Source organism: Haematobacter missouriensis, assembly GCF_000740775.1.
GTDB classification, from domain to species: domain Bacteria; phylum Pseudomonadota; class Alphaproteobacteria; order Rhodobacterales; family Rhodobacteraceae; genus Haematobacter; species Haematobacter missouriensis.
The window spans coordinates 99,478-121,559 of the sequence record NZ_JFGS01000007.1 but is presented as its reverse complement, the minus strand read 5'-3'; the positions used below and the strand labels follow the sequence as shown (position 1 = coordinate 121,559).

Annotated in this window: 21 protein-coding genes and 2 pseudogenes; 11 read left to right on the top strand and 12 right to left on the bottom strand. The window is 64.4% G+C overall.

The window, feature by feature from the left end; all coding sequences use genetic code 11:
- Positions 1–50 precede the first annotated feature (50 nt).
- Positions 51–539: a DUF4174 domain-containing protein gene (locus CG51_RS08020; protein WP_035743729.1), complete on the top strand. Its 489-nt coding sequence runs from the start codon at positions 51–53 to the stop codon at positions 537–539.
- Positions 540–544: 5 nt separating this feature from the next.
- On the opposite strand, the gene CG51_RS08015 is transcribed toward CG51_RS08020, so the two are convergent.
- The 4 genes from CG51_RS08015 to CG51_RS08000 form a co-directional block, all read right to left on the bottom strand.
- Entirely contained in the window at positions 545–2,545 is a 2,001-nt protein-coding gene (locus CG51_RS08015) for an acetyl-CoA carboxylase biotin carboxylase subunit (protein WP_035743727.1), read from the bottom strand.
- Positions 2,546–2,806: 261 nt separating this feature from the next.
- Complete coding sequence (locus tag CG51_RS08010; RefSeq protein WP_035743725.1) at positions 2,807–3,211, bottom strand: hypothetical protein; 405 nt, start codon at positions 3,209–3,211, stop codon at positions 2,807–2,809.
- Positions 3,211–3,567, bottom strand: coding sequence for a DUF6497 family protein (locus tag CG51_RS08005; protein ID WP_051930241.1), 357 nt, complete (start codon positions 3,565–3,567; stop codon positions 3,211–3,213). The genes CG51_RS08010 and CG51_RS08005 overlap by 1 nt, the downstream gene beginning before the upstream one ends.
- Before the next feature lie 26 nt (positions 3,568–3,593).
- Positions 3,594–5,126 (bottom strand): acyl-CoA carboxylase subunit beta, encoded by a 1,533-nt coding sequence (locus CG51_RS08000; protein ID WP_035743723.1) that lies wholly within the window; start codon positions 5,124–5,126, stop codon positions 3,594–3,596.
- Between the two features lie 213 nt (positions 5,127–5,339).
- On the opposite strand from CG51_RS08000, the pseudogene CG51_RS21110 reads away from it, so the two are divergent.
- Together CG51_RS21110 and CG51_RS07990 are read left to right on the top strand one after the other, a co-directional pair.
- Positions 5,340–6,553, top strand: a pseudogene (locus CG51_RS21110) (multidrug effflux MFS transporter).
- Positions 6,554–6,606: 53 nt separating this feature from the next.
- Positions 6,607–8,013, top strand: a complete 1,407-nt coding sequence (locus tag CG51_RS07990) for a helix-turn-helix domain-containing protein (RefSeq protein WP_035743721.1) — start codon at positions 6,607–6,609, stop codon at positions 8,011–8,013.
- A 69-nt stretch (positions 8,014–8,082) separates the two neighbouring features.
- Here the strand turns inward: CG51_RS07990 and CG51_RS20000 are convergent, their stop codons facing one another.
- On the bottom strand, positions 8,083–8,247 hold the full coding sequence (locus tag CG51_RS20000; RefSeq protein WP_156961335.1) for a hypothetical protein: 165 nt from the start codon (positions 8,245–8,247) through the stop codon (positions 8,083–8,085).
- A gap of 86 nt (positions 8,248–8,333) precedes the next feature.
- On the bottom strand, positions 8,334–9,641 hold the full coding sequence (purB, locus tag CG51_RS07985) for an adenylosuccinate lyase (protein ID WP_035743719.1): 1,308 nt from the start codon (positions 9,639–9,641) through the stop codon (positions 8,334–8,336).
- 219 nt (positions 9,642–9,860) lie between these two features.
- On the opposite strand from purB, the gene CG51_RS07980 reads away from it, so the two are divergent.
- Positions 9,861–10,676, top strand: a complete 816-nt coding sequence (locus tag CG51_RS07980) for a heme-dependent oxidative N-demethylase family protein (protein ID WP_084695096.1) — start codon at positions 9,861–9,863, stop codon at positions 10,674–10,676.
- A 74-nt stretch (positions 10,677–10,750) separates the two neighbouring features.
- Positions 10,751–12,289 (top strand): YifB family Mg chelatase-like AAA ATPase, encoded by a 1,539-nt coding sequence (locus tag CG51_RS07975; protein ID WP_035743718.1) that lies wholly within the window; start codon positions 10,751–10,753, stop codon positions 12,287–12,289.
- 187 nt (positions 12,290–12,476) lie between these two features.
- Here the strand turns inward: CG51_RS07975 and CG51_RS19995 are convergent.
- From CG51_RS19995 to CG51_RS07960, 4 genes and pseudogenes are all read right to left on the bottom strand, one after another.
- Positions 12,477–12,608 (bottom strand): annotated as a pseudogene (locus CG51_RS19995) (IS5/IS1182 family transposase); the annotation flags it as partial.
- A gap of 155 nt (positions 12,609–12,763) precedes the next feature.
- Positions 12,764–13,399 (bottom strand): ParA family partition ATPase, encoded by a 636-nt coding sequence (parA, locus tag CG51_RS07970; protein WP_035743717.1) that lies wholly within the window; start codon positions 13,397–13,399, stop codon positions 12,764–12,766.
- Positions 13,400–13,478: 79 nt separating this feature from the next.
- Positions 13,479–14,267 (bottom strand): SseB family protein, encoded by a 789-nt coding sequence (locus CG51_RS07965; RefSeq protein WP_035743793.1) that lies wholly within the window; start codon positions 14,265–14,267, stop codon positions 13,479–13,481.
- Between the two features lie 10 nt (positions 14,268–14,277).
- The gene (locus tag CG51_RS07960; RefSeq protein ID WP_416171660.1) at positions 14,278–14,883 is read right to left on the bottom strand and encodes a uracil-DNA glycosylase family protein; all 606 of its coding nucleotides are present in this window, start codon (positions 14,881–14,883) and stop codon (positions 14,278–14,280) included.
- 213 nt (positions 14,884–15,096) lie between these two features.
- Between CG51_RS07960 and CG51_RS19990 the strand changes: the two genes are divergently transcribed.
- The 3 genes from CG51_RS19990 to CG51_RS07950 are packed head-to-tail and all read left to right on the top strand — an operon-like array spanning position 15,097 to position 17,733.
- A complete protein-coding gene (locus CG51_RS19990) occupies positions 15,097–15,336 on the top strand; it encodes a hypothetical protein (RefSeq protein WP_143412916.1) in 240 nt (79 codons plus the stop codon).
- A gap of 55 nt (positions 15,337–15,391) precedes the next feature.
- Positions 15,392–16,219: a 3-deoxy-8-phosphooctulonate synthase gene (kdsA, locus tag CG51_RS07955; RefSeq protein ID WP_035743714.1), complete on the top strand. Its 828-nt coding sequence runs from the start codon at positions 15,392–15,394 to the stop codon at positions 16,217–16,219.
- Between the two features lie 20 nt (positions 16,220–16,239).
- Positions 16,240–17,733, top strand: a complete 1,494-nt coding sequence (locus CG51_RS07950; RefSeq protein WP_035743712.1) for a phosphomannomutase/phosphoglucomutase — start codon at positions 16,240–16,242, stop codon at positions 17,731–17,733.
- Between the two features lie 52 nt (positions 17,734–17,785).
- On the opposite strand, the gene CG51_RS07945 is transcribed toward CG51_RS07950, so the two are convergent.
- Positions 17,786–18,064 carry a hypothetical protein gene (locus CG51_RS07945; protein ID WP_143412915.1) on the bottom strand — a complete coding sequence of 93 codons (279 nt, stop codon included), beginning with the start codon at positions 18,062–18,064 and terminating at the stop codon, positions 17,786–17,788.
- Between the two features lie 464 nt (positions 18,065–18,528).
- Positions 18,529–19,284: an IclR family transcriptional regulator domain-containing protein gene (locus CG51_RS07940; RefSeq protein ID WP_035743708.1), complete on the bottom strand. Its 756-nt coding sequence runs from the start codon at positions 19,282–19,284 to the stop codon at positions 18,529–18,531.
- A gap of 149 nt (positions 19,285–19,433) precedes the next feature.
- Here CG51_RS07940 and CG51_RS07935 point away from each other — a divergent pair, with 149 nt between their 5' ends.
- Genes CG51_RS07935 through pcaF form a run of 3 tightly spaced genes read left to right on the top strand, consistent with a single transcriptional unit; the run spans position 19,434 to position 22,055 of the window.
- The gene (locus CG51_RS07935; RefSeq protein ID WP_035743707.1) at positions 19,434–20,156 is read left to right on the top strand and encodes a 3-oxoacid CoA-transferase subunit A; all 723 of its coding nucleotides are present in this window, start codon (positions 19,434–19,436) and stop codon (positions 20,154–20,156) included.
- The gene (locus CG51_RS07930; protein ID WP_035743706.1) at positions 20,153–20,842 is read left to right on the top strand and encodes a 3-oxoacid CoA-transferase subunit B; all 690 of its coding nucleotides are present in this window, start codon (positions 20,153–20,155) and stop codon (positions 20,840–20,842) included. Before CG51_RS07935 ends, CG51_RS07930 begins: the two co-directional genes overlap by 4 nt.
- A gap of 10 nt (positions 20,843–20,852) precedes the next feature.
- Entirely contained in the window at positions 20,853–22,055 is a 1,203-nt protein-coding gene (gene pcaF, locus CG51_RS07925; RefSeq protein ID WP_035743705.1) for a 3-oxoadipyl-CoA thiolase, read from the top strand.
- The last annotated feature ends 27 nt before the right edge of the window (positions 22,056–22,082 follow it).

The following is a 22,082-nucleotide window of genomic DNA, read 5'->3' as shown; positions in this document are numbered from 1 at the left end:
GCTGTGAATTGCACGTGGGCCTGCCTATATCTTGCGCGACTGGAGGCCCCATGATCCGCATCGCGACCGTTGTCCTTGCCGCACTGTTCGCGGCCCCCCTGATGGCGGAGACGCTGACAGCGCCGGTTCTCAGCACCGAACACCGGGCGCTGGCAGCGGGTACCGGCGCGGATCCGCTTCCCGCGGAAGACGTGAAGCTGTCCGAATTCGCCTGGACCCACCGCCCGCTGGTGATCTTCGCCGACAGTCCGAACGACCCGGCCTATCTCCAGCAGCGGCAGATGCTGCTCTCCAGCCCGGAAATCCTCGCGGATCGGGAGATCGTCGTCATCGTGGACAGCGACCCCGATCAGCGGTCCGACCTGCGGATGCGGCTGCGCCCGCGCGGTTTTTCTCTCGTGCTGCTCGACAAGAACGGCTCCGTTCTGCTCACCCGCCCGCTGCCCCGGACGGTACGGGAAATCGCTGCGGCGGTGGACAAGACTCCTCTGCGCCGACAGGAAGTGCAGGAGCGTCGGAGCGCCCCGCGGAGCCAGTAGCCCGCTCACTCGAACTCCATGATGATATCGTCCACGGCCAGGCTAGCGCCGGGTTCGGCAGAGATATGCTTCACGACGGCCTTCTTTTCCGCGCGCAGGATGTTTTCCATCTTCATCGCTTCCACCACCGCAAGCGCCTGACCTTCCTGCACCTCCTGCCCCTCCTCCACAAAGATGCGGACGATGAGCCCCGGCATCGGACAGAGCAGGAATTTCGAGGTGTCGGGAGGCAGCTTTTCCGGCATCAGCCGGGCCAGCTCGGCCTGCCGCGGGCTGCGGACGTGAACCTTCATGTCCGCACCCTGAAAACGGATGCGGAACCCGGAGGTCGTATAACTCACTTTCAGCGTCATCGGCTCACCGTCGATGGTCACTGAGGCGAGCGTTTGCCCCGGCTGCCAGTCGGAGATGACCCGATGCTCCGCCCCGTCCTCGAACGTCACGGTGGAGCCGTCACGATCCGCCTCGACGTCCACGTTCAGGTCTTCGCCCTGAAGCGACACGACCCAGCTGTCGCCCACCTTGCGCTCGTGATTGTCCATCCGCCCGGAGATGCGGGAGCGGCGGATCTCCGTCACGCGGAACATCGCGGCCGCGGCAGCCGCCACCTTGCGCGCCAGCGGCTCCGGCAGCGTCACACCCTGAAACCCGTCGGGATATTCCTCAGCGATGAAGGCCGTGGTGATGTTGCCACTGCGGAAACGCGGGTGGGCCATCACGGCGGACAGGAACGGCAGGTTGTGACCGATCCCCTCCACCTCGAAGGCGTCGAGCGCCTTTTCCATCGCATTGATCGCCGCTTCCCTGTCAGGGGCCCAAGTGCAGAGCTTGGCGATCATCGGGTCGTAATACATGGAGATCTCGCCGCCCTCATAGACGCCGGTATCATTGCGAACCACCGCATCCGCGTGATGGAACTCCTCCGGCGGACGATAGCGGGACAGCCGCCCGATGGAGGGCAGGAAGTTGCGATAAGGATCCTCGGCATAAAGGCGGCTTTCCATCGCCCAGCCGTTGATCTTCAGGTCTTCCTGCCGGAAGGACAGAGGCGCGCCATCGGCCACGCGGATCATCTGTTCCACAAGGTCGATGCCAGTGATCAGTTCGGTAACGGGATGCTCCACCTGCAGACGGGTGTTCATTTCGAGGAAGTAGAAATTCCGCTCCGCGTCCACGATGAATTCCACCGTGCCTGCGGAGGTGTAGCCCACCGCCTTGGCCAGAGCGACGGCCTGTTCCCCCATGGCCTTGCGGGTTTCCGGGTCGAGGAAGGGCGACGGCGCCTCCTCGATCACCTTCTGGTTGCGCCGCTGGATGGAGCATTCACGCTCATGCAAATAGACGCAGTTGCCGTGTTTGTCGGCCAGAACCTGAATTTCGATATGGCGAGGCTGGGTGACGAACTTCTCGATGAAGATACGGTCATCCCCGAAGGAATTCGCGGCTTCGTTCTTCGACGATTCAAAGCCTTCGCGTGCGTCTTCCGCGTTCCAGGCGATCCGCATGCCCTTGCCGCCACCGCCTGCGGAAGCCTTGATCATCACAGGGAAACCCACTTCCCCTGCGATGCGCACCGCCTCATCCGCGTCGCCGATCAGCCCCATGTAACCCGGCACGGTGGAGACGCCCGCTTCCTGCGCCAGCTTCTTGGAGGTGATCTTGTCGCCCATCGCCTCGATGGCGGAGGACGGCGGGCCGATGAAGACCACGCCCTCCTTCTCGAGCGCCTCAGCGAACTTGCGGTTCTCAGAAAGGAATCCGTATCCCGGATGCACGGCCTCTGCGCCGGTCTGGCGGATGGCGTCCATGATCTTGTCGATCACGATGTAGGATTGGTTGGCGGGCGGCGGGCCGATGTGCACCGCCTCGTCCGCCATCTTCACATGAAGCGCGTTGCGGTCAGCATCGGAGTAGACGGCGACCGTCTTGATCCCCATCTTCCGCGCCGTCTTGATGACGCGGCAGGCGATTTCTCCCCGGTTCGCGATCAGGATTTTCTTGAACATTTTCCGTCCCTTCCGTCACATCCCTCAGGCGAGCCGCGGCGACAGGCCGGACTGCCCTGACATTCCTCACATGCCGGGGATCCCCTCCCTGAAAGGCCGACCCGCTCCGGGGGGATACGGGTCGGCAAGTCAGGAAAGGTTGACGGTCTGGATGGACCGGAGCGGCAACCCGCCCGCGATCAACATGCCTTCTCCGTCACCCGGCGCAATGGCCTTCGACATGCGGACCTCCGCAATGCGCGGGAGTCCGCCTGCCCTTTTTCAACCCTCATCCTCCTCGTCGCGCCAATCTTCCCAGTCATCCTGGACAGGAGCTTCGGGGGCCGCAAAAACCTGCGGAAAGGAGCGGCGCGCCTTCACCGGATCAATGCGCAGCAGCGCCTCGTAGCTTTCCGGGTCGAACGGGTCTTCGGCCGGAAAAACCTCCTGCATGAACAGCCACGACAGCCGCCCCGCGTCGAGGTTTCCCCGCTCGAACGGCTCTTCCCCGAACTGTTGCCAGAGGGCAGCCATGAAAGCTTCGTCCACGGCGCGATCAACCTTTCTTCGGTCGGCATAGCGCTTGCGTGAGATGAGTTTCGTCGCACCCTCCTTGTTGGCGCGGCGCACGGTGAACTGAAAATCGGTGCCGGGGTATCGACTCGGAAATCCGCGGTGTTTGAGCATCAGAACGCCTCCCAGATGCAGTGGCCGTTCTCGATCCGGTAGGCCTCGAAGAACTGGACGACGCCGGGATCGGCGTCACCGAAGGCAATAGCGCGATCCGCGACGGAGATCACCACCTGTGCGGGCAATTGACCGACGCGGGACAGACGCGGAAGCGCGAAGCCCTCGCAGAGAGCGCACATGTCCTGCTCCATGCCTTGCTCCCCTATCGACCGCGCCACGAAACGGAAGCGGAAGGTGAGCCCCTCCGGCCCCTCCGTGTCGGTGAGCATCTCCTGAAAGGTCACATCCGCGCCGGAGGGAACGCGGATCGGCTCCGCGCCTCCCGTCACAGGTGATGCAGCAAATCCCGCCATGAGAGCGCCCACCCCCGAAGCCCGCTTCAGAGCGGGATGTTGTCGTGCTTCTTCCAAGGATTGGCGAGCTTCTTGCCCCGCAGGCTGGCAAAGGCCCGCGCCACGCGTCGGCGGGTAGAGCGCGGCTGGATCACCTCATCGATGAATCCCTTCTCTGCCGCGACGAACGGATTGGCGAACCGCTCCTCATACTCTGCCGTGCGCGCGGCGATCTTTTCCGGGTCGCCGAGCTCCGAGCGGTAAAGGATCTCCACAGCACCCTTCGCGCCCATCACCGCGATCTGCGCTGTCGGCCAGGCATAGTTGAAGTCGCCTCTGAGATGCTTGGACGCCATCACATCATACGCGCCGCCATAGGCCTTGCGGGTGATGACCGTCACCTTGGGCACCGTCGCCTCGCCATAGGCAAAGAGCAGCTTCGCGCCATGCTTGATGACGCCGCCGTATTCCTGACCGGTCCCGGGCAGGAAGCCCGGCACGTCCACCAGCGTCAGGATTGGGATCTCGAACGCATCGCAGAAGCGCACGAAGCGGGCTGCCTTGCGCGAGCTGTCGATATCCAGACAACCGGCAAGCACCATCGGCTGGTTGGCCACCACACCAACAGTGGTGCCTTCCAGCCGGATGAAACCGATCAGAATGTTCTTCGCGTAATCCGCCTGCACCTCGAAGAAATCGCCCTCGTCAGCAACCTTGAGGATCAGTTCCTTCATGTCATAGGGCAGGTTCGGATTATCGGGGATCAGCGTGTCGAGGCTCGTCTCCACCCGCGCGGGATCATCGAAGAACGGGCGGACGGGAGGTTTCTCCCTGTTGTTGAGCGGCAGGAAATCGAACAGCCGCCGGATCTCGATCAGCGCGTCCACGTCATTCTCGAACGCGCCGTCGGCCACGGAGGATTTGCGCGTATGTGTGCCAGCACCGCCCAGTTCTTCTGCGGTGACGACCTCGTTCGTCACCGTCTTGACCACGTCGGGACCGGTCACGAACATGTAGGAGGAGTCGCGGACCATGTAGATGAAGTCCGTCATGGCGGGGGAGTACACCGCACCACCCGCGCAAGGCCCCATGATGACGGAGATCTGCGGCACCACGCCGGAAGCCAGCACGTTCTTCTGGAACACGTCGGCGTAGCCCGCCAACGAGGCCACGCCCTCTTGGATCCGGGCGCCGCCGGAGTCGTTCAGACCGATCACCGGTGCGCCGTTCTGCATCGCCATGTCCATGATCTTGCAGATCTTCTGGGCATGGGTTTCGGAAAGCGAACCGCCGAACACGGTGAAATCCTGACTGAACACATAGACCATGCGCCCGTTGATCGTGCCCCATCCCGTGACGACACCGTCGCCGGCGGGCCGCGACTCCTGCATGCCGAAGTCGGTCGAGCGGTGCTTGACGAACATGTCGAACTCCTCGAACGAGCCCGCGTCCAGCAGGACATCCAGCCGTTCGCGGGCGGTGAGTTTGCCCTTGGCGTGCTGCGCGGCGATGCGCTTCTCGCCCCCGCCCAGCCGCGCCTCTGCCCGGCGTTCCTCCAGCGCTTCGAGAATGTCCTTCATCTTCCCCTCCGGCTTTTGCGGCACCCTAAGCGGGACATCGCGGGTGGGAAAGACCTTTCAAGGATATTTGCAAATATGTTTGGCTATTCCAAATGCAAATTGCAAAATCAGCAAACCCAACATCAACCACAGAAGCGACACTAAATGTCGCTATTCGTCAATCATGCCGCTTTTGGAATGGACGTGCACATGCGGGGGCTCTAGCAGCCGGGTATGACCGCGACATTCCCTCCGCCTCGCAGCACGACACGCTTCCTTGACCGGAAATCGCCGCCCCATATCGGCACGCTGATCTTCATGGCAGCGCTGCCCGCCCTTACGACCAATATCTTCTTGCCTTCGCTCCCGACGATGGCGCGGCATTTCAACACCGATTACCACGTAGTGCAGCTTGGCGTGTCGCTGTTTCTGGTGGCCAATGCGGTCCTGCAGCTCGCGATCGGCCCGATTTCAGACAGGTTCGGCAGACGGCCGGTGCTGCTCGCCTCCGTCGCGGGTTATCTGGTCGCGACGCTCGGGGTCATGCTCGCGCCGACGGTGGAGCTGTTCCTTGCCTTCCGCATGTTGCAGGCGGTGATCGTGGCGGGGATGGTGCTCTCTCGTGCCATCATCCGGGACACGCACCCGCCGGAAAGGTCGGCCGCGATGATCGGCTACGTCACACTGGGCATGTCCATCGCCCCGATGATCGGCCCGACGCTGGGCGGCCTCCTCGACCAGACCTTCGGATGGCGGGCGAGCTTCACGCTTCTCCTCATCGCGGGCGGGGCGCTTCTCGCCCTTGCGTGGGCCGATCTGGGGGAGACGGCCCCGCTCAGGAGCCACGGCGGTTTCCGGCAGCAATTCCGCGCCTATCCCGCCCTCCTGTCCTCCCGCCGCTTCTGGGGTTTTGTCTCGCCGCGACCTTTTCCTCGGGGGTCTGGTTCGCCTATGTCGGCGGTGCGCCCCTTGTCGCGAGCGACCTTTATGGGCTTACACCCATGCAGCTCGGTGTCGGGTTCATCTGTCCCGCCGTCGGTTATGCCTTGGGCAACTTCCTGTCGGGCCGGCTGTCGCTGCGTTTCGGGATCGAGCGGATGGTGGTATTCGGCAATGTCGTCTGCATGCTTTTCGCGCTGGCCCTTCTGGCGCTGGAGGTGTCCGGCCTGCTGAGCGTCACGCTCTTCTTCGGCATGATCGCAGGCGTAGGTGTCGGGAACGGCCTGACAATGCCCAATGCCATGGCGGGAATGCTGTCCGTGCGGCCGGAGCTGGCGGGCTCTGCCTCCGGGCTGGGGGGTGCGGTGACGCTGGGTGGGGGCGCGGCCTGCGCCGCCCTTGCCGCCTACCTTCTGGGGAGCGGGGAGAGCGGGGCGATACCGCTTCTACTGTTCATGTCGGTAATCGGTTTGCTCGGCCTTCCGCCCCTGCTCTGGCTTCGCCGCTAGGGCTTGCAGGCTTCTTTGCAAAGCCTATTGTGCATTTGCAAAGAGGAACCGCCATGGCGATGCAAAAGCTATATGCCGGGGTGAAGCTGCGAGAGACGCGCACCCGCCTCGGCCTGACGCAGAAGGTCTTCGCCGAAAGGCTGGGCGTCTCCCTTCCCTATCTGAACCAGATGGAGAACAACCACCGGCCCGTCTCCACCGGGGTGCTACTGTCGCTGGCGCAGGAATTCGGGCTGGACGTCACGGAGCTTTCCACCGGCGAGGGAGAGCGCATCGTCTCCGACATGCGTGAAGCTCTGGCGGATCCGGTCTTCAGCGAATCCACACCACCGCTGGGCGATCTGCGCCTTGCCGCATCCAACGCCCCCATGCTGGCTCGCGCCTTTCTGGACCTGCACCGCGCCTACCGGCAAAGTCAGGAGCGTCTCGCCTCGCTGGAGGATGTGCTGGGACGGGAGGGAAGCGCGCTCCGCCTGTCCCCTTGGGAGGAGGTCCGGGATTTCTTCCACTATTGCGACAATTACATCGACGCGGTGGATCGTGCAGCGGAACGGCTGACCCATGGGATGGACGGCACGCGGCGCGATCCGCACACCGCAGCGGAGGAAATGTTTGCCAGCCTCGGCTACCGCGTGGAAGCGACCGACACTCCGGTCCTGCGCAGCGCGGATCCCGAGCGGCGGGTCATCACGCTCTCCACCACGGCTCCACCCGCGACGCGCACATTTCAGCTTCTTCACCAGCTCGCCCTGCTGACCCAGCGCCCGCTGCTGGAGGCAACGCTCGACCTCGCCCGATTCCAGACGGAAGAGGCCCGCGCGCTTGCCCGGACGGGAATGGCCAACTACTTCGCGGGGGCGGCGCTGCTGCCCTATCGTGCCTTTCTCTCCGCGGCGCGTCAGACGCGGCATGACCTGGAAAGACTGGCTGACCGCTTCGGCGCATCCATCGAACAGGTAGCGCACCGGCTCTCCACCCTGCAAAGGCCGGGAGAAAAAGGGGTGCCGTTCTTCTTTGTCCGGGTCGATCAGGCGGGCACGATCACCAAGCGCCATTCCGCCACGCGGTTGCAGTTCGCCCGCTACGGCGGCTCCTGCCCGCTGTGGAACGTTCATCAGGCGTTCGAGACGCCGGGCCGTTTCCTGCGCCAGCTGATGGAGACGCCGGACGGGGTTCGTTATCTGTCCATCGCACGGGACATCTCCAAACCGGCAGGTTCCTTCGGGGCGCCGGTCCGCCGCTATGCCATCGCACTCGGTTGTGAGATCGGCCATGCAGAAAGCATCGTCTATGCTGACGACCTGAACGTCGCACGGCAGAAATCATATGAGGTGGTTGGCATTTCCTGCCGGATCTGCGAGCGGCGCAATTGCCACCAGCGATCCGTGCCGCCGCTGGAGCGTCGACTGCGGATCGATCCCGATCATCGCGGCATCCTGCCCTATGAGATCGGTGGTTGACCGGGGCTTGCTCCGCCCCGGTCAACTCATGTCATCCCGGTCACCTGTATCGCGCGGTCAGCGAAAGGATCACCCGGCAGGCGTCACGCAGCGGCTGGCCGCGTCATCCCAGACCTGACCGGTCACGCAATTCTGCGCCGAGACATGTTTCGCCCCGCAGGCAGCGGCAGCGATCCCCGGCCCCAGCGCTGCGATAAGCGCAAGGGCAGTGGCAGGAAGCAGTTTCGTCTTCATCTCCGTCTCCCTTTTGTGGTGGAAGACGCAAGGGTCCGGTCAAAGGTGATTCGTTGCAATATGCAATCGACCCTGGCCGAACGGCATCACGCCTCGCCGAACACCCTGCGGAAGATCGTGTCAACGTGTTTGGTGTGATAACCGAGGTCGAACTTCTCCTCGATCTCGGCGGGCGAGAGGGCCGTGGTCACCTCTGGGTCGGCCAGCAGTTCCGTCTTGAAATCCGCACCCTGCTCCCAGACCTTCATCGCGTTCCGCTGGACGAGACGATAGGCGTCCTCCCGGCTCACGCCTGCCTGCGTCAGCGCCAGCAGCACCCGCTGCGACATGACCAGCCCTTTGAACTTGTTCATGTTCCTGAGCATGTTCTCCGGGTAGACAACCAGCTTTTCCACGACGCCCGCAAGCCGGTTCAGCGCAAAATCCAGCGTCACTGTCGCATCGGGCGCGATGCCCCGCTCCACTGAGGAATGCGAAATGTCGCGCTCATGCCAGAGCGCCACATTCTCCATGGCAGGCGTCACGGCAGACCGCACGAGCCGCGCCAGGCCTGTCAGGTTCTCCGTCAGCACGGGGTTGCGCTTGTGCGGCATGGCAGAGGAGCCTTTCTGCCCGGGGGAGAAATATTCCTCAGCCTCCAGCACCTCGGTCCGCTGCATGTGGCGGATTTCGATGGCGATATTCTCCATCGACGAGGCGATCACGCCTAGCGTGGCAAAGAACATCGCGTGCCGGTCACGGGGAATGACCTGCGTGGAGATGGGCTCGGGCTTCAGCCCCATCTTCTCGCAGACATATTCCTCCACCCGCGGGTCGATATTGGCGAAGGTGCCGACCGCGCCGGAGATGGCGCCGGTGCGCACTTCCTCCCGTGCCGCCACCAGCCGGTCCCGCCCCCGCGCCATTTCCGCATAGAAGCGGGCGAAGGTCAGGCCCATCGTGGTCGGTTCCGCGTGGATGCCGTGGCTGCGGCCGATGCGCACCATGTCCTTGGTCTCGAACGCGCGTTTCTTCAGCGCGGCCAGCAGCTTGTCCATATCCGCCAGCAGAATGTCCGCCGCGCGCACGAGCTGCACGTTCAGCGTCGTGTCCAGCACGTCCGAGGAGGTCATCCCCTGATGCACGAACCGCGCCTGCTCCGCGCCGATATGTTCGGCCAGGTGGGTGAGGAAGGCGATGACGTCATGCTTGGTGACGGCCTCGATCTCGTCGATCCGGGCCACGTCGAACTCCACGTCCCTGGCCTTCCAGACCGCTTCCGCGTTTTCCTTCGGGATGACACCGATCTCGGCCTGCGCGTCGGAGGCGTGGGCCTCGATCTCGTACCAGATGCGGAATTTGGTTTCGGGCGACCAGATGGCCACCATTTCGGGGCGGGAATAGCGGGGGATCATGGCGGCTCCTCGGGCAGCTTGGAAAATGGCTCGGATCGGAACGGGGGCGCCGCGCATCCGGCACGGCTGACGGGGGCCGTTTAGGCCCTGACGGCCGGTTCGGCAAGCGCCGCCTCTGCGAAAGCCGCTTTGAGACGCCCCGATCCTGCGCCAGTATGGCGCATCGCAGCTCCCGCCCGGAGTCTTCAGCTCCAGCCTTCAGCCAGGTTTGCATCGTCCATGACCGACACGCCCTCCCTGCCTCCCGTTTTCCATGATGCCCTCCCCATCGCCGCATGGATGGATGAAAAGACCCGCCGTCTTCCCGGCATCCAGCCCCTCGCGCCCGGCGACTGGCTCCGTGTGGACGAGGCTTTCACCGGACAGATGGCCCTTCGCGACAGGCTGATCGCCACGCGGCGGGAGGACGTTCTGGCGCTGGCGGAAAACACGCGGCCCGCGGCGGAGGAGTTGCTGGAGCGTGTGCTGTCGGAGATCTCGGTCCAGCCGGGTTACGTCGTGGAAGCGGAGACGGTTCGTCGCCCTGACGGCGTCGAGGTGGCAATCGACCGGCGTGATCCGCTCGCCACGGCGGGGCGGCTCGTGCAATGCGACCTCTGCCTGCTCGACAATCCCGGCGGCGGGGAACACGCACTGCTGGGTGCGGTGCTCTGCTTTCCTGCAAGCTGGACGCTGCGGGAAAAGTTCGGGCGCGGGTTGCTCTCCATCCACACGCCTGTCCCACGCTATGACGCGGACGTGGCCAAGCGGGTGCAGCGGCTGTTCGACGCGGTGCGGCCCGAACAGCCGCTCTGGCGGGTGAATGCGCTTTCCTACGGATCGGCGCTTCTGCATCACCCCCGTCCCGAATACGCCCCCCGGTCCGCGCCGGGGCCGGAAAGCTATGTGCGCGCGGAAAGGCAGTGCATTCTCCGCCTTCCCGTGACCAGAGCGGTGGTCTTTTCCATCCACACCTATCTGCTGCCGCGCGAGCGACTGTCGGAGGAGCAGGAGGCAGGGCTGATCGCGCATCCGTTCCACCGCTTTTCGGCCTGACGTGCGGGCCGCATTAACCATTTGTAAACCGCTTCGGGGCAAGGTCGGGCCGTAATCAGCAGGAAGGTGTCCCGATGACGGCCCGTGCCTATACCGTCGCTTTCGAAGGGGTGGAGGCACGGATCGTGGAGGTGCAATGCGCCCTTTCTGCCGGGCTGCCCGCGTTCTCCATCGTCGGTCTGCCGGACAAGGCGGTTTCGGAGGCGCGGGAGCGCGTGCGTGCGGCGCTTGCGGCCATGTCCATCGCCCTGCCCAGCCGCCGCATCACCATCAACCTCTCGCCCGCCGACCTGCCAAAGATCGGCTCGCATTTCGATCTGCCCATCGCCATTGCCCTGCTCGCCGCCCTTGATATCGTGCCGAAGGACCTGGTGGAGGGCGCGGTGTTCATCGGCGAACTGTCGCTTGACGGCCGACTGCAGGCGGTGAGCGGCGCGCTGCCTGCGGCAATGGCGGCGGCAGTGGAAAACCTTGGTCTCGTTTGCCCGAAGGATTGCGGGCGCGAGGCCGCCTGGGTGGAAGCGGCGCAGGTGATCGCACCCCGTTCGCTCCTGGAGTTGGTGCGGCATTATACCGGTCAACAGCCCCTTCCGCCGGCCGAACCGGGTGAGATCGTGACTCCAGCGAGCAGCCGGGATCTGGCCGATGTCAAGGGACAGGAACGGGCGAAGCGGGCGCTGGAAATCGCCGCCGCGGGCCGGCATCACCTCCTGCTCATCGGCTCTCCCGGATCGGGGAAGTCCATGCTGGCCGCGCGGCTTCCCGCCCTCATGCCGCCGCTCTCTCCGGCCGAGGCGCTGGAGACCTCCATGATACACTCGCTTTCGGGCCTGATCCGGGAGGGAGGGCTGTCCAGAAGCCGCCCTTTCCGGGAGCCCCACCACACCGCCTCCATGGCCGCGATCGTGGGCGGCGGGCGCACTGCCGCGCCGGGGGAGGTCTCGCTCGCCCATAACGGCGTGCTGTTTCTGGACGAGTTTCCCGAATTTCCCCGCGCCGTGCTGGAAACGCTCCGCCAGCCCCTGGAGACCGGGGAGATCGTCGTCTCACGCGCCAATGCCCACAGCCGCTACCCCTGCCGGTTCCTGCTGGTCGCCGCCGCAAACCCCTGCCGATGCGGCTTCCTTGCCGAGCCTGCGCGGGCCTGCGCCAAGGCGCCCGATTGCGGGTCGGATTATCTGTCGCGCATTTCCGGCCCGCTGATGGACAGGTTCGACCTCCGTGTGGATGTCCCGCCCGTCGCCTATGGCGACCTCGACCGGCAGGAAGCGGGCGAAAGTTCCGGTATGGTGGCCGCCCGCGTCGCAGCGGCGCGGGCACTACAGGCCCAGCGCTACGAAGGAAAAACAGGCATCCGCTCCAATGCCGATGCGGAGGGCCGTCTGCTGGAGGAGATCGCAACGCCGGACAGTTCCGGCAAAACGCTTCTCAATCGCGTGGCGGAGCGGTTCGGGCTTTCCGCCCGCGGCTACCACCGCGTGCTGCGCGTGGCCCGCACCATCGCCGATTTGGCGGGTTCCGAGACCGTGCGGGAGGCGCATGTGGCAGAGGCGGTCAGCTACCGCCTGAACCTTGGCAGTAGAGAAACAAGCCAGTCGCGCATGAAGGCCTAGCAGGCTGCAGAAGAACCATTCCGCGTTTTCCGTGAGGCGTAACAGGCTGCCGAAAAGGGCTTTCTGGCGTCTGTTGGAGCGGAACCGTTCGCAGTGTGACGAAATCCAGCAGACGGAAATCCATATAGTTCCGGGCGCTTCCGCACCGGGTTTCCGATTTCCGGCACATAGGCATAACACTTAGCAACTCGGCATCCGGGGAGCGCAGCGCATCGTTGACGACGGCCTGGAGCTTGTGCAGCGGATGCCGTGCCGGGACGCGCTCCTCGAGATCGACGTAGCTGAACAGCGATCCCGTCGCCTCGTCGGAGCCACGCATGCCGCCTCCACCTATGCCGTCGTGCAGGTAAACCATGTTCGCCGATCAGCGTTGAAACCGGCGTTTTTCAGCGGCCTGTTAGGAGGCTTTCCAGCAGCCTGGCAGGCAACCCCGGAACTGGACTGGGGTCACAGGAACGGTCGCTTTCCACCCGCTCAGGTCCCGAGCCGCTCCTCAATCTCCCTGCGGAGAGCGGCGATCTCCTGCGCGGCGGGGCTGCTCCGCGCGCCTTCCAGCGCTGAAAGCCCCTGTCCCAGCGTCTCGGCATAGACCACCCGGTTGCCCAGCGTCGCGCCTGCCAGATCGGCGTTCAGGGAGCGGGCGGCTTCGGCTACCTCCACCGCGAGGCGCGTCCCGGGTTTCGTGCGGTTCAGCACCAGCACCGCTGTCCGCTTCACCCGTTCCGCCAGATCGAGCACCCCTTCCGTCGCCCAAAGATCGACATGCGAGGACGCCACCGGCACGAGGACCAGATCCGCCTCCCGCAGCGCGGGGCGAAGGTCGGAATCCACTTTTGGCGGGGTATCGATGATGACGTAATCCGCCATCCTGCGCAGCTTGTCGCACTCATAGGACACGCCCCATGCGGAGGCCGTCGAGAATTCCAGCCCCGCGTCACCAAGCCGCTCCCGCCGCGTCATGAACCAGCGGCCAAGGCTACCCTGCGGATCGGTGTCTATCAGCGCCACGGAATTCCCCTTCGCCGTCAGCGCGACGGCGAGGTTGGCTGCAATGGTGGTCTTGCCACTGCCGCCCTTTTGCTGTGCGACGGTGATGATCCTGCCAGTCATGCCTGTCCCCTTCAGCCCCTGGCCCCAGCCTATCCACCATGCCGCGGAGCGGAAAGGAAAACTTGCGGATCGCCTGAGGTCAGCGCAGCCGCGGCGGCTTCAGAGGGTCCATACCGGGCGGAAGCGGCGTCGTCTCCACCTGAACGGGGGTGGCTTCGGGAAGATCGAAGCGCAGGCCCACGCGGGCAAGACGCGCCGCGATCGGGTCGGAAAGGTCGAAGAAGGCCACATCCAGCGCGCCCGCCTCTATCCCCGAAAAGGCCAGCGCCTCATGGGTTGCGCGAACCAGGGCCTGCGTCGCACCGGGCGCTGCGGCCATGAAGGCCAGCATGTGGCTTGGCCGCCCGTCCGCGTAGCGCACACCGACCAGATAGGCGGACCTCGCAAGCCCCGCAGCCAATGCCAGCTTGGTATCCAGCGCAGCGACAAAGCTTTCCGGCAGACCACGCGGCGGCAGGATTTCCTCCGGCCGCGCCTCCAGCTCCTCCGCCTCCCGCTCGAGCGTCTCCGCCAGCCAGCGGACCGCATCGGCCGGCATCAGAAAGCCGGAGGCGGCGCCAAGGTTCAGCGCCATCCCCAGCCCCTCCCCCGCCAGCATGCCCGCGACCACGCGCCCGGGCAGGGCGACATAGGGGGCAACCCCCTCCGCAAAGGCGGCCAGCCGGTCCTCCCGATCAAAGGCCGCGATCATCGCGCCGTCCTCAAGCGGGAAAATGCGGGGACGGACGGTATTATCCTCGGTCTCCTCCTCCAGGAGCACGTAAAGTTCCGAATCGGCCACGCGCTCATAGAAGGCAAGCCGAAGCGCATCGTCCTCGGGACGGGCCTCCATCGCCTCATGCGCCAGATCGATCGCCGTCTTCTGCATCGCCGCTCCTTCAGCTTCCATCCAGCACCTCCCGCACCCGCGCCCGGAGCACGGGAAGCAGGTCCGTCGCGAACCACGGGTTCCGTTTCAGCCACCCGGTATTGCGCCAGGAGGGATGAGGCAAGGGAAAGACGCGCGGCGCATGGGCGCGCCAGCCCGCGACGGTCTCCGTCACGCCGCCTTTCGCGCCCAGATGCCAGCGGTGGGCATGGCCACCGACCGGCAGAAGGAGTGGCATCTCGCCCAGAGCCTCCGTCACCTGATCGTGCCACGCGGCCGCGCAGCGCGGCGGAGGCGGCAGGTCGCCGCCCTTGGCGTCATAGCCGGGAAAGCAGAAGGCCATCGGCACTACGGCGACACGTGAGAGATCGTAGAATTCCTCCTCCGACATGCCCAGCCACTCCCGGAGCCGCCTGCCGGACGCATCCCAGAACGGCCGCCCCGCCTCATGCACACGCAGTCCTGGCGCCTGACCGGCAATGAGGATCCGCGCGCCCGGCCGGAACCAGACCACCGGACGCGGCTTGTGGGCGGTCGCGGTGCGTGCGAAATCCTCCGCGCACAACCGGCAGGATTCGATCCGCCGGACAAGCTTCGGCGCGGTTTCGGGTGGCAAGATCGACATGCAATACTAGGTAGGCATCGGGACACGTGTCGACAATCGTTGCGTTTACCAGATGGTAGGAAGTTCATGACATACCGCGCGGGATAACGCGGCAGGTCGGATATGCAGGCGAGGGCAGAGGGCCAAAATCCGGGTTGCACGAAAATGTTGCATCCAGATGGTACACAAGCCACCATACCCTTGTTTGGACAGGTGATTTCAGGAATGAGTATTCGGGTAAGACGGTTTCGCACCCGCTCCGGGGAAGCGCTCGGCCCACTCGCGCCGTGGGCGGTCGGTGAGATCGCGGCAAATGCTGCGGAGAATGTGATGATGCAGGCGCGGCGGCCCCTCGGCGAAGCAGAGACGGAAGATGCCTTGCGGATGAGACTCGCACCAGCGGAAGAGCGGGACGAGCGGATTGCCGCCGTGATGCCGGTCGACCCGGACTGGCGCTCCGCGTGATCTTACCTATTTTGGCGTCAACAGAATTCAGCGTTACGGAGACGCCGGAGTGACAATGTTTAGCATCGGAGAGGTTGAGGTCGGCAACGACCTTCCCATGGTCCTTATCGGCGGCCCCTGCCAACTGGAGACGGCAGATCATGCCCAGATGATCGCCGGGCGGCTGAAGGAGATCTGCGACGGTCTGGGTATCGGGCTGATCTTCAAGTCCAGTTTCGACAAGGCGAACCGCTCCTCCCTCACCGGCAGGCGCGGCGTGGGGATGGAAGCTGGACTGAACATTCTGGCCGGTGTGAAGCAGATCTTCGGCCTGCCCGTGCTGACCGATGTCCATGAAAGTTGGCAATGTGAGGATGTGGCCGCGGTGGTGGACGTGATCCAGATCCCCGCCTTTCTCAGCCGGCAGACCGATCTGCTGCTCGCCGCCGGACGGACGGGAGCTGCCGTGAACATCAAGAAGGGGCAGTTCCTCGCCCCGTGGGACATGCCGAATGTCGCCGAGAAGGTCGCCTCGACCGGAAATGACCGTATTCTGCTGACGGAGCGGGGCACCACCTTCGGCTACAATACGCTGGTGACGGACATGCGATCCCTGCCCCAGATGGTGCGGACGGAATATCCGGTCATCATGGATGCCACCCATTCCATCCAGCAGCCGGGCGGCCTCGGCACCGCTTCCGGCGGCCAGCGAGAATTTGCCCCTGTGATGGCGCGGGCGGCCATCTCCCTCGGAATCGCGGGCGTGTTCATTGAGACGCACCAGGACCCCGACAACGCGCCATCCGACGGTCCGAACATGATCCGGCTTGATCGCATGCCCGCGCTTCTGGAAAGTCTCAAGGCGTTCGATATGCTTGCCAAAGCCGACCCGATCCGCATCTGACCCCCAAACGAGAGTTCCGTATGAAACCGTTGCCTGTCTCCAAGCCCAACACGTGGGAATTCTTGCGCGATCCGATGATCGCCCCCACGGGATTCCGCGAATATGACGCGCGGTGGAAGTATCCGCAGGAAATCAACCTGCCCGGCATGACGGCGCTGGGTCTGGGCCTTGGCACGCAGATGTGGAAACGCGGGATCGAGCCGGTGATCGCTGTCGGCAACGACTATCGCGACTATTCGCTCGCCATCAAGAATGCGCTGATCCTCGGCCTCATGCAGGCGGGCATCCATGTGAAGGACATCGGGCCAGCGTTGTCTCCCATGGCCTACTTCAGCCAGTTCTACCTCGATGCGCCCGCGGTGGCGATGGTCACGGCCTCTCACAACCCGAACGGCTGGACCGGCGTGAAGATGGGTTTCGAGCGCCCGCTCACCCACGGCCCGGACGAGATGGCGGAGCTGAAGAACATCGTGCTGAACGGTGAGGGCGAGACTCGCGAAGGTGGCCGCTACGAATTCGTCGATGGTGTGAAGGAGGCGTATCTGGACGACCTGGTCGGTGACTTCCGCATCTCCCGCCCATTGAAGATCGTCTGCGCCACCGGCAACGGCACCGCCTCCGCCTTTGCGCCCGAAGTGCTCAAGCGCATGGGGGTTGAGGTCGTGCCGCTGCATAACGAGCTTGACTACACCTTCCCGAACTACAACCCGAACCCCGAAGACATGGAGATGCTCCATGACATGGCTCATGCCGTGAAGGCATCGGGCGCGGACATGGCGCTCGGCTTCGATGGCGACGGGGACCGCTGCGGCGTCGTGGACGACGAGGGCGAAGAGATCTTCGCCGACAAGGTGGGCGTCATCATGGCACGCGATCTCGTGAAGCTCTATCCCGGCGCGACCTTCGTGGCCGATGTGAAATCCACCGGCCTCTTTGCCTCCGACCCTGACCTGATCGCGGCGGGCGCGAAGGCCGATTACTGGAAGACCGGCCACAGCTACATGAAGCGCCGGGTCAAGGAACTGGGCGCTCTCGCGGGGTTCGAGAAGTCGGGTCACTACTTCCTCGCCGAACCGATCGGGCGCGGCTACGACGACGGGATGCGCGTCGCGGTGGAGATCTGCAAGCTCATGGACCGCAATCCGGGCGCCAAATTCTCCGACCTGAAGAAGGCGCTGCCCAAGACCTTCTCTTCGCCCACCATGTCGCCCGCCTGCCCGGATACGGAGAAGTATCAGGTGCTGGGCCGGATCGTGGAGAAGCTGGTGAAACGCGGGGAGGAAGGCGGCTCCCTCGGCGGCGTGAAGATCAAGGAAGTGGTGACCGTAAACGGTGCCCGCGTCATCCTTGAGAACGGCGGCTGGGGCCTGGTGCGGGCGTCCTCAAACACCCCGAACCTCGTCGTCGTGGTCGAAAGCCCGGAAAGCGATGACCAGCTCCGCGCGATCTTCAAGGATCTGGACAACGTGATCCGCACCGAACCCTCGGTCGGCGATTACGACCAGACGATCTGATCGGAAAAGGCCGGCTTTTATCGGAAGGGGGCCGGTTGCCCGGCCCCTTTTCCTACCCCCGGATCATGCGCAGTGCGACTCCGCGTAGCGCCATGACCACACCAAGGATCAAGGCATTCGCGACCAGCCCTGTCGCGAAGGCGGCCATGAACGGTTGCCCCTGATGGAGCGTCATCGGGATCAGCGCCGCGACGAAGGCGATCCCGGCAAGCGATGGCACGAGCACCCCCGTGGTCGCCCGCGTATTCGCAATAGTGAATGTCAGCGCGATGAGCAGCCCGATCCGGAACGGATCGGCAAGCTGGCTCATGAACAAGTTCAATAAATTCAAGTCATCCTCCCCAAAAGTCTCCCGAAGGGGATACTGCACGGTCGCCCCTCAAAAAGAAACGGAAATCCGGGGACTGAAATATTCGTTCAGGAGCGAACGGTCCTCGCGCGTTGGGAGTGCGCCGGATCGGACTTGCGGCAGGCGCGGCTCTCCCTTTCAGAAAGCGGAGCCTAGGCCGTGGGCCGCGCCCCTCATGTCCCGAAGCTTTTGCCGACGATTCGGCCTGCAGCCAGGCAGTCTCACCGTGGTTCCCGTTCAATGGCGAATGTGAGGGACACGATCCTCTGCACAAGCCGTTTCCTCGACGGGGGGCAGGACCCGCAACGCCACGTGGGCCAACCGTGATCAGCGCCCGTTCCCGCAACCTGTGCCCCGAAAAACAGGCCCACAGACGCGGAACCGAAATAAGCCCCCGACTTAAGTCAAATAGAACGTTCCAGTGGCGAGCAACTGCGCACGATTTCCTATGCAAGCAGGGGGCGCAGCGCGGCCTGCACCATGCGCAGAGAAGGCAGGAAGCGCCCCGCCATTTCCAGCGCCGGAACCTGCGCCGCCGGTGCGCCGATGTTCAGCGCGGCAATGACCTCTGACCGATCGTTCAGAACCGGCACGGCAATGGAGCAAAGGCCGATTTCCAATTCCTGATCGATGACCGCATAGCCTTGCCTGCGCACGAGGGCGAGTTCCTGCATCAGCACCTCAGGATCGGTCAGTGTGCGCGCGGTAGAGGCACGACGGTCGGCAGTACGGATCAGGGCCTCCGCCTGCCCTTCCGGTAGCGCGGCCAGCAGAACACGGCCCATGGAGGAACAGAACGCCGGCAGACGGCTACCCGCCATCAGGTTGATCGACATGATCCGTTGCTGGGCAGCACGCGCGATGTAAACGATCTCCGCCCCGTCCAGCACGGAGACGGAGGAGCTTTGCCCGACTTCCGCCGACAGCCTGTCGAGCCTGGGCTGGATCACCGTGGCAAGCGGCAGCCCCTGCAACCATGCCTGGCCAAGCCGCGCGACCTTGGGGGTGAGGGCGAAGAACTTGCCGTCATGCTCTGCGTAGCCAAGCGCGACGAGCGTGAGGAGACAGCGCCGCGCCGTCGCCCTGTCCAGATCGACCCGCTCCGCCACCTCGGTGATGGTGAGCCGCGGCACTCCAGCAAACGCTTCGATGACCCGCAGGCCCTTGGCGAAGCCGCCCATCAGGTCGCGTGCATCGGTCATTTCTGGCCCTCAAATGCGATAATCGAACAAATATCGCATAGCGCACAAATCTGTTGCTGTCGAGCAAAGCTGGGCATAGGGTCGCGCGCGAAGGCCCGCCCGGACCCGTTCCGACCCCGAAGCGCGCGGCCCGCAGGAAGGAGACCCGCATGGACAAGACACTCCCGAGCACGGCGGAAGCCGTGGCGGAGATCGGTGACGGCGCGACAGTGATGATCGGCGGTTTCGGTGGATCCGGCGCACCGCTGGAGCTGATGGCGGCGCTGATCGCCCGCTTCAAGGAAACCGGAAGCCCCAAGAATCTGACGATCGTCAACAACAACGCCGGAAACGGCCGCGTCGGCATCGCCGCGATGATCGATCTGGGAATGGTCGCCAAGATGATCTGCTCCTTCCCGAAATCCAGCGATCCCCGCGCCTTCACGGATCGCTACCTCGCGGGTGAGATCGAACTCGAACTCGTGCCGCAGGGCACACTGGCCGAACGGATCCGGGCGGGCGGCGCGGGTATCCCTGCCTTCTACACGCCGACCGGCTACGGGACGGAGCTCGCCGAAGGCAAGAAAATCGAGGAATTCGACGGACGCCCCTATGTGCAGGAACGCTGGCTGAAGGCGGATTTCGCGCTCATCAAGGCCCGCGATGCCGATACGCTGGGCAACCTGACCTACAACATGGCCGCCCGTAACTTCTCCCCCATCATGTGCACGGCCGCGGCCACGACCATTGTGCAGGCAAGCCATATCGTGGAACCGGGCGGCATCGACCCGGAGAACGTGATCACCCCCGGCATCTTCGTGGACCGCATCGTCCATGTTGCCGAACCCGAGCAGGAAGAGGTGCTCATCCGCGCAGGAGTTTCGCAGGAATGACCGTGAACGTTCGCGACGACATCAAGCTTTCCAACGCCCAGATCGCCTGGCGCGCAGCGCAGGACATCCGCGATGGTGCCTATGTTAACCTGGGCATTGGCTTCCCAGAGATGGTGGCACGCTACCAGCCCCCCGGACGCAAGGTGATCTTCCATACCGAGAACGGTGTTCTCGACTTCGGCGCCGCCCCGCCCGAAGGACAGGAGGACTGGGATCTCATCAACGCGGGCAAGAAGGCGATCACGCTCAATCCGGGCGCGTCGTTCTTCCATCATGCGGACAGCTTCGCAATGGTTCGCGGCGGCCATCTGGACGTGGCGATCCTCGGCGCGCTTCAGGTGGCGCAGAGCGGCGATCTTGCCAACTGGCGGGTGGGCGACAAGGGCGTTCCCGCCGTCGGCGGTGCGATGGATCTTGTCCACGGCGCGAAGCAGGTCTGTGTCATCACCGAACACGTGACCAAGAAGGGCGAGCCGAAGCTGGTGGAGAGCTGCACCTTCCCCCTGACCGGCGTGGCCTGCATCACCCGCGTTTACACCAGTCACGCGGTGGTGGACATCAAGGACGGCCATTTCATCCTGCGGGAGAAGCTGGCCGCGATGACTTTGGATGAACTGCAAGCAATGACCGGCGCCAAGCTGGTGATTGATGGGCCGGTCGGCGATCTGACCGTTCCGGCGCTGTGAGGAGGATAGAATGACCGAAGCCTATATCTGCGACTATATCCGCACCCCTATCGGCCGTTTCGGCGGAGCGCTTTCCCCGGTCCGCGCCGACGATCTGGGCGCGATCCCGATGAAGACGCTTATGGAGCGGAACGCGGGCATCGACTGGGAAGCCATCGACGATGTGATCTACGGCTCCGCCAATCAGGCGGGCGAGGACAATCGCAACGTGGCACGCATGTCCCTGCTGCTGGCGGGCATGCCGGTTGCCGTGCCGGGCACCACGATCAACCGGCTCTGCGGGTCGGGCATGGATGCCGTCATCATGGCAGCGCGCAGCATCAAGGCCGGCGAAGCCGAGATCATGATCGCGGGCGGCGTTGAATCCATGTCGCGCGCGCCGTTCGTGATGCCGAAGGCGGACACGGCCTTTTCCCGCAATGCCGAGATCTATGACACGACCATCGGCTGGCGCTTCGTCAACCCGCTGATGAAGGCGCAGTATGGCGTCGAGTCCATGCCCGAGACGGGCGAGAACGTGGCGGAGGATTTTCACGTCAGCCGTGAGGATCAGGACGCCTTCGCCCTCCGCTCACAGACCAAGGCGGCCGCCGCGCAGGAAAACGGCCGGCTGGCCAAGGAAATCACCCCGGTGACCATTCCGCAGCGCAAGGGTGACCCGAAAGTGGTGGACAAGGACGAACATCCCCGCGCCACCACGATGGAGGCGCTGGCCAAGCTCGGCACACCGTTCCGCAAGGGCGGCACGGTGACGGCGGGCAATGCGTCGGGCGTGAACGACGGCGCCGCGGCGCTCATCATCGCCTCCGAAGCGGCGGTGAAGAAATACGGGCTGACGCCGATCGCCCGCGTTCTGGGCGGGGCTGTTGCGGGCGTTCCGCCGCGGATCATGGGTGTCGGCCCGGCCCCGGCGTCCAAGAAGCTCATGGCGCGGCTCGGCCTGACAGAGAAGGACTTCGACGTCATCGAACTGAACGAAGCCTTCGCGAGCCAGGGACTTGCCACGCTCCGCGATCTGGGCATCGCGGATGACGATGAGCGCGTGAACCGCAATGGCGGCGCCATCGCGCTCGGCCACCCGCTCGGCATGTCCGGGGCGCGGATCACCGGCACTGCCGCGCTGGAACTGCAAGAAACCGGTGGCAAACGTTCCCTTTCCACGATGTGCATCGGTGTCGGACAGGGGATTGCCGTGGCGCTCGAACGCGTCTGAACCACGGCGGAACACAACGAAAAGGGG